Here is a 5,701-nt window from a genome sequence, read left to right as displayed (position 1 = left end):
GCCTCAGGGCTTCCCGCGAACGGCGGAGGAACGCCAGCTTTTTGTGAACTACGTCAGGGCGGTGACAAGACGATATGGCAGCGTGGTCAAGCATTGGGAGGTCTGGAACGAGCCTTCATTCGGGGATATCAGTTATGCGAACTATGTGGCCTTGCTCAAGGACGTATATGTCGCGATCAAGACGTCAAGTCCCGACGCGACCGTCATCTCATGCGGCGGTGGCGGAGCGGGCGGAGGTCCCAGCGGCGATTGCATCACGTCAATACTCGCCGCCGGCGGGGCCGGCTACCAGGATGGATTCAGTGTCCACCCGTATATGTCGCCCTACCCTCCGGAGACGGGTTACGGAACTAAGGACTCCGTCATCGATTCAGTGAGTGTCCCTACCGTATGGCCTCATCTGGGCAAGATGATGGCGGCCAGTCCCAAACCCGGCCAAGGGCACTTCACGGTCTGGGTCACAGAAATAGGTTGGCCATCCGCGCCTGCATCGGCCGGGCTAAGCGAGGTCGTGCAGGCGGGAAACATCGTTCGCACCTATTTGCTATCGAGACGGTACAACGCGGTCGAAGCCGTATTCTGGTACGACTTCGTCGACGACGGTGCCGGATCCGACGACCAGGAAGCCAACTTCGGTTTGCTGCGCGCGGACTTGTCGCCTAAGCCCGCCTACGTCGCCACCGCCGTGCTAGCCAAGACGCTGGGCGCGAGGAGTTGGGATCACGCGTTAATAGACAGCAGCGACGTCGAGGTCTTCCAATATGGCACGACCGATCCGGTGATAGTGGGATGGCAGGCCGGGACAAATGCGCACCCGACGTTGGTGAAAATTCCCCCGGGCAATTACATTCAACGCGACTGGCAAGGGGTTACATCGACCGTTGTGGTTCCTGCGCAAGGCCTGAATTGGCAGCTAGGGCCGATGCCGAAGTACCTGACCCCTGCGGCGGCCGAGCCGGAGCGTTAGCGCGACTCGCATAGGTCAGGACGGTGGGTCGTCGGCGTTCTCAAGGCGTATCTGCCGCCGCAGTGTCCTGCTGGACATCGAGGACCGAATCACCCGCATCCGTGTGCGCCACGATTTCGTCCAGCGAGGCATCCTGCCAAGAGGCGCTGTCAGCGCCGTGGCCGAGAAAGTTGCGAAGAACATTGCGGGTGATTTGCGCAACGACGGCGTGACTCCTGGCGTCAGGGTCGCTCAACACCCGCGCCCAGTCAGTCGTGCCACAGTTAAAAACCAGTCCCTGCTTCGCGTTGCCAACCGATTCAGGCTGGAAAACACCCAATGCGCCCACTCCGCCGATGTCCCAGCCGACGAGTTGCGGCGTCCTGGCAAGCGTGTTGAACCCGTTGGAAATGGGCGGCACGCCGTCAACCTCATAGCCTGCCAGACGATCCTCGGCGCCGAAGGTCTGGCCATTTTTCAGGCCAGTGCCGGCGAACACCCAGTGGCGCTCCTGCTCGACCTTGAAACCGGTTGGACCACGCTTGCGCTGGATCCAGCCTCCTCTCAGGCGTCGCCAGATGCCGAATTTACCGCCGCCATAACCGTAACTCAAGCCGATGAGATCGCTTTCGTTGAAGTCTGGCCAACTCTCCGACAGTCGGTTCATCTCCTTCGCATCACCCTGCCCCTGCACGCCAAAATCGATTGGCCTGAAGCACGTGTTGCCGCTGAACACAGCCAGGTTGCCGCCGCCAGCGATGAAGCGGGCAACGTGATCCCGCATTTCCTGGCTCCAGTATTCGTGGTGTCCAACGCTCAACATACATTTATAGTTCGCCAGATCCAAGTCCGTCGCGCAATGCAAGTCGAGGTCAGTGTAAAAGTCGCACGCCATGTTTTCGGCGCGCAGCCAGCGGATGAACTTCGCGTCCCAGTGAGTGAACTGTTGCCGCGGGGAGCGCGGATCATACGGATCGGCGGGTTCACCCAGTAGCGCGCCAAGTCCTCCGCCCGGCCGGCGCAGGCTGACCTTCAAGGCTGGCGATGTTCGATGAATGGGGTCGCGGTAATAACAACCACCGCCCGTCGCGTTGTACGCGTGATAGGTAGCGGTGGGAACGATGTAAGCGATCGGCGCCGCGGGCGTGCGCGGGCGCGCGATGACGAGGGCCATGTTGTCGCTGTCGGGCGGCCAGCCAAACACAGGCTGCTGCGTGGAGCACCTGCGGCCAAGGTCGCTCAGCGGCTCGCCGTTCGCGCTGACTTCATAGGCGACAACGACATAAGCACCGCTTTCAAGCGCCGGCGCATGGGGTTTCATCGAAATGGTCGGCCACCCCCAGTCCTGATCGAATGGGACCGGTGAGTTATTGCCTGACGACTGGAATACGTACTTCCCGTCAATCAGCGTCGCCGTGACGCCTTTCATGTCCGAGACGACTATGCCGCTTACACTGGTCAGCGCTTCGTCGTTGCGCTGCTGATAAATCGCAATCGAAAACCGGCAACCTGGCTGCGCAGCGAGTGCGAAACAGTCGCCCGCGGTGAAACTCGGTTGAATCGGATATATCTGCATCCTTGTTGCGCCTCGCTCACTTGCTTACGTCGTGCGGGTAACCGCGTAGTTTTTCGGTCTCCACCCGTTTAACATGCGGCGATGACTTCGTGGCAGCGGCAGGTAAGCTCAAGTCCAGACCGAGGGCGCGCTTGAGCACCCACTTCGCCCTGAACACGCGGCGATTAATGAAGATCCGCGAATGAAAGCGCAGCGGAGGCAAGTCCTCCTTGCGCTCCTCGGCGAACGTTCGATATCTAGCCGCTGTTGCCTCGACGATCTTCATCGATTCCGGGAACGCGTGTGCGTGGACGCGCGATGCCTGCATGCAAGCATACGAAAAGATCTTGTGAAACATCGCCATCCAGTAAACGTCGTGGACGCCGTTGTTGCAAAACTGCAGAGCTTCTTCCGCGGAGATCGCCAGGCTCGAAACCGTGTGTGGCGTGGCCGTCTGCGTGATGCTGCCGGCGCGCCGGCGATAGAAATAGAGCTTTTCCGAAAGGCGGTGCAACGTACGCGCTCGTACATATACTCGGGGAATCGCAGAGCAATCCTCATACACGCGACCAGCGGGAAACTCGATGCCGTCCCACAACTCACGGCGATACACTCTTGCCGCGGGAAAGACCTGGCACACGCGTGCAAACTCCATGAGAGCTGACGTGTTGCAGACGCGCGGACCCACCGAGCCGCCGTCGATCAAATCCACCTTGTCGATCACGCGACCCTTTGAGTCGATAATTCCGACATTGAATTCGATGATGTCTGCCACGTCTGCATCGAGCAGCGGCATGATAGTTTCGGTGAAACTCTTCGCCCAAACATCGTCGGAGTCCAGAAAACCGATATACGGTGCCGTGGCGTGCAAGATTGCAGTGTTGCGCGCGGCGCTCACTCCCCTGTTTTCTTGATGGATGACCTTGATGTTACGGCCGCGCGCAGTTCTCTGGACGGCCAGGATCAGCTCCAGCGTGCGGTCGGTGGATCCATCGTCGATTACGATAAGTTCAATCTCATCCGCCCTCGGCTGCTGCAAAGCGGACTCGAGCGATGCTTTGATGAAACGTTCGACGTTATAAGCAGGGATAATCACCGACAATAATATCTTTGATGTATTGCTAGTGGCTTGTCTCATAGGCTTATGCGAACGGTTCAAAGTTTGTATTAAAGTTCAGCTTATTGCCGTTTAATGCGACACCTAAACAAGTGCGTCGACCATTAACTCTGGATGTTTTCACTGCCTATGCTATCTGCCCCAATCACGTTCTAATGTACGGCGACGCACGTAAGTTTTCGCGATCGTCGCCCCTACGATTTCCCTTCTGGCGCGTTACGCATTTGCAACCTTTGCCCGGCATAATTAATTAACCTTCCTACTTAATGAACCTTCCTACGATAAGTTCAAAGGAGCGCACTGGACGCGCCACGATCATATAGTGACTGGCGAACCTCTAAGCTTGAAGGTATTCGGAAACGTTTATACGGGAGCGCGTTCGTCAAACTCATTTCACGCGACTGTTTTCTATTCGGGACGTTGTCTGTCCGGTGCCGCGTCACCAGCAAAGTCGCGAATCCTGTATCTCTGCGCGGAACGTGATGTATAGGCGTGCGCAAACCGAATGCACGGTTCCTCGACGAACCTGAAGCTCGCCCAGGACAGACCGATCGTCAGCACCGTAGCAATGACCATATATAGGGCTAACGGAGCGCCCACCCAATCCGCCCGGCTGCAGGCCCAAAAAATCACATAGATCGGTACGCCATGTAGCAGGTACATCGAATAGCTGATTTTGCCGAGCCACGCGAAAAAGCGCAGGTGGATCTTCCAGATAGTCGCGAGTGCCGTGAACACCGCCAGTCCGATGAGGTAACTACCTGAATTGATGACATGCTGGCTGTCGTGTTGTTTGAACGCAGACGCCCCGATCAGTAACGTGATGCAGACGATTACGCCGCTCACGGCCACAAGTGCAGTCCTAAATGACCAGTCAACGCGCAGCGCGGGTACGCCCGGCAGTCCAAAGACCACGCGATCATCTGGGTTATCGTAGGCCTTCCGGAAGCACGCGCCCCAAAACATGATCGACAAGTGATACATCATGCCCTTGTACTGGCTCAGTGCACTTTCGGGAATCACGTGCAGGGCCGAAGTGACGACGAATGCCACGCCCAGTCCAACGCAGACCGCGCACAATTCGCGCATGCGCTGTATTCCCCCCTGCCAGAACAGACCGAGGCACAGCACATAGAAGACCAATTCGGTTTCCAGCGTCCAATAATGGCCCATCATTTCAGGCTGGCCCAGCGCATCCGGCAGCATCGTTGCGTTGGCGAGCCAACCTGTCAGCGGCATTTGCTTATCAAAGAGCACCCAGTACGTAACGAAGCCGAGTGGCATCGAAAGCCAGTAGGCTGGATAAAGCCTGAAGAAGCGCCGAATCAGGAACCGGTGCGTGCCCTCACCGATCGGACCGGTCAAACTCTTCGGGATCAGCAGACCGCTTAGCGCAAAAAAAACAACAACGCCAATCCGGCCAAAATTGCCGTAATGCTGGATCGTATTCAGCCATTGTCCGGAGCCGGCGATAGCAGAAATTTTCTCAGCGTAGTGCGTCCACATCACGAACAGTACCGCTACGGCGCGAATCGCGTCGATGTGTGACAGACGGTGCGGCAATGCTCCGGTTGACATTTTCAACGGCCATTCTCCTCGAAGTGAAGGGCTGTCATTCGTATGGCTTCGGTCCTCACTGCTACACGCTCCTGAAGGAACCGACACCTTGGCCCTATCACATCAAGTGTGCGGCCCCGGCTATCGCTCAGGGATGTTTTCGGCGCTGGCCAAACGAGCCGACGCACATCCGACTGATCCTTGCGACGATGTCGCGTCGACGTCTGACCGACGGATAGAACGTACATCCTAGCCGCGGAAATTTGGAGCTTCAGTACGCGAACGAACAGAAGGCTCCGGCGAAAAAGAGGTTCGCACGTTACGCCCCAAAACCGGTTTTTTCCGCTTATGGGACCCAAGTCTCGCTGACCGGCGCGCTAGCCGTTCGAAAGCCTCGACTATCCCCTTTACACGCTTCGAATATCGCGATTTTTTGCTTTCGGGCTTGCACAATCCCTGAGCGCAAAAAAGGGACTATCGGCGCTTCCTTCATTCGAAATTATTTTCGATCGTCCTATCCTATGTA

At 57.4% G+C, this 5,701-nt stretch carries 3 protein-coding genes and 1 pseudogene; 1 reads left to right on the top strand and 3 read right to left on the bottom strand.

Features of this window, described 5'->3' with window-relative positions; translation table 11 throughout:
• A pseudogene (locus tag WCA53_RS06930) lies at positions 1-967 on the top strand (beta-glucosidase); the annotation flags it as partial.
• Between the two features lie 40 nt (positions 968-1,007).
• Here the strand turns inward: WCA53_RS06930 and WCA53_RS06925 are convergent.
• The 3 genes from WCA53_RS06925 to WCA53_RS06915 form a co-directional block, all read right to left on the bottom strand.
• Entirely contained in the window at positions 1,008-2,522 is a 1,515-nt protein-coding gene (locus WCA53_RS06925) for a N,N-dimethylformamidase beta subunit family domain-containing protein (protein WP_423907286.1), read from the bottom strand.
• 16 nt (positions 2,523-2,538) lie between these two features.
• Complete coding sequence (locus WCA53_RS06920; RefSeq protein ID WP_423907283.1) at positions 2,539-3,639, bottom strand: glycosyltransferase family 2 protein; 1,101 nt, start codon at positions 3,637-3,639, stop codon at positions 2,539-2,541.
• Between the two features lie 387 nt (positions 3,640-4,026).
• Positions 4,027-5,196: an acyltransferase family protein gene (locus tag WCA53_RS06915; RefSeq protein ID WP_423907289.1), complete on the bottom strand. Its 1,170-nt coding sequence runs from the start codon at positions 5,194-5,196 to the stop codon at positions 4,027-4,029.
• Positions 5,197-5,701: the final 505 nt, after the last annotated feature.

Source organism: Caballeronia sp., assembly GCF_049581465.1.
Taxonomy (GTDB): domain Bacteria; phylum Pseudomonadota; class Gammaproteobacteria; order Burkholderiales; family Burkholderiaceae; genus Caballeronia.
Note: the sequence above shows the minus strand (reverse complement) of the source record. Positions and strands in the feature narration are given on the sequence as shown.

Bases quoted from the DNA above. Each gene is read 5' to 3' on its own strand.
- WCA53_RS06915 (WP_423907289.1), bottom strand. From the start codon at position 5,196: ATGTCAACCGGAGCATTGCCGCACCGTCTGTCACACATCGACGCGATT.
- WCA53_RS06925 (WP_423907286.1), bottom strand. From the start codon at position 2,522: ATGCAGATATATCCGATTCAACCGAGTTTCACCGCGGGCGACTGTTTC.
- WCA53_RS06920 (WP_423907283.1), bottom strand. From the start codon at position 3,639: ATGAGACAAGCCACTAGCAATACATCAAAGATATTATTGTCGGTGATT.